Source organism: Pseudomonas sp. 05N434 (assembly GCF_056396965.1).
Window position 1 is genome coordinate 1 of record NZ_JBFTMK010000742.1, and the last position, 1,949, is coordinate 1,949.

1 protein-coding gene is annotated in these 1,949 nt (G+C 63.5%); it reads right to left on the reverse strand.

All coding sequences use genetic code 11. The annotated features are described in order from the left end of the window. A partial coding sequence (locus AC1DLB_RS28825) for an immunoglobulin-like domain-containing protein (RefSeq protein ID WP_477786173.1) occupies nt 1-1,949 on the reverse strand: 1,949 nt, incomplete at both ends.

A 1,949-nucleotide genomic window follows, 5' to 3' on the forward strand; every position in this document is an offset into this window, starting at 1 on the left:
CATCTTTGTAAACGTCATCGGATGCATCTTTGTAAACGTCATCGGATGGAGCCGGGACGGTCACGGTGCCGGTGGTTTTACCGGCGTCGATGGTGATGACGGCGCCATTGCTCAGGGTCACGGTGACCGGAGTGCCGGCGGCGTTGGTCAGGGTYGCGGTGTAAGTGATCTGGCCACCTTCGGCTACCGAGTTGGATGCGCTCAGGCTGAGGTTGGTGGTGTCGACGGTGTCGGTCACGGTGGTGCTGACCGGCGTTTTGTCCGCCACCAGGTTCTCGTAGTTGCCRCCGCTGACGTTGGTGATCGAGTTGGTYAGCGGAGCRTGGCCGGTCAAYGCGTCGTTCGGCGCRGCGGTGGTCACGGTACCGGTGGTTTTGYCGACGTCGATGGTGATGGTCTGGCCGTTGGCCAGGGACACGGTGACCGGGCTGCCAGTCACTGGTGCACCGACGGTTGCGGTGTAAGTGACGGTGCCGTCTTCGGCGACGTTCGCAGTCGCAGTCAGAGAAACGGTACTGGTGTCGATCGTGTCGGTGACGGTGGTSACCGCCGGGGCAGTGCTCGGCACCAGGTTYTCGAAATTGCCACCGGTGGCGGTGGAGATGGTGGCCTGGACCGTGCCGGAGTCTTTGTAAACGTCATCGGATGGAGCCGGGACGGTGACGGTGCCGGTGGTTTTACCGGCGTCGATGGTGATGACGGCGCCATTGCTCAGGGTCACGGTGACCGGAGTGCCGGCGGCATTGGTCAGGGTCGCGGTGTAAACAATGGAACCGCCTTCAGCCACCGAGTCGGTCGCGCTCAGGCTGAGGGTCGTGGTGTCGACGGTGTCGGTCACGGTGGTGCTGACCGGCGTTTTGTCCGCCACCAGRTTYTCGTARTTGCCGCCGCTGACGTTGGTGATCGAGTTGGTYAGCGGAGCATGGCCGGTCAACGCGTCGTTCGGCGCGGCGGTGGTCACGGTACCGGTGGTTTTGCCGAYRTCGATGGTGATCGTCTGGCCGTTGGCCAGGGACACGGTGACCGGGCTACCAGTCACTGGCGCACCGACGGTTGCGGTGTAAGTGACGGTGCCGCCTTCGGCGACGTTCGCAGTCGCAGTCAGCGAAACGGTGCTGGTGTCGATCGTGTCGGTGACGGTGGTCACTGCCGGGGCAGTGCTCGGCACCAGGTTYTCGAAATTGCCACCGGTGGCGGTGGAAATGGTGGCCTGGACCGTGCCCGCGTCCTTGTAAACGTCATCGGATGGAGCCGGGACGGTCACGGTGCCGGTGGTTTTACCGGCGTCGATGGTGATCACGGCACCGTTGCTCAGGGTCACGGTCACTGGCGTGCCGGCGGCGTTGGTCAGGGTCGCGGTATAAACGATGGAACCACCTTCAGCCACCGAGTCGGTTGCGCTCAGGCTGAGTGTGGTGGTGTCTGGGGTGTCGGTCACCGAGGTATCCGCCGACTTGCCGTCGACTTCCAGCTTCTCGTARTTGCCGCCCTTGGCGTCGTCGATCTTGACGCTCAAGGAGCCGCCACCCGCCAACGCATCGTTGGGTGCAACAAAATTGACAGAGCCGCTGCTGGCGCCGACCGGAATGGTAATGGTCTGGCCGTTGGACAGGGTCACAACCACTGGCGAGCCGGTGACTGGCGCTGACACGGACGCGGTGTAAACCACGGTCCCACCTTCGGCSACGTTCGCRGTCGCAGTCAGCGAAACGGTGCTGGTGTCGATSGTRTCGGTGACGGTGGTGRCTGCCGGGGCAGTGCTCGGCACCAGGTTTTCGAAATTGCCACCGGTGGCGGTGGAGATGGTGGCCTGGACSGTGCCSGCATCTTTGTAAACGTCATCGKATGGAGCCGGGACGGTCACGGTGCCGGTGGTTTTACCGGCGTCGATGGTGATGACGGCGCCATTGCTCAGGGTCACGGTGACCGGTGTGCCGGCGGCATTGGTC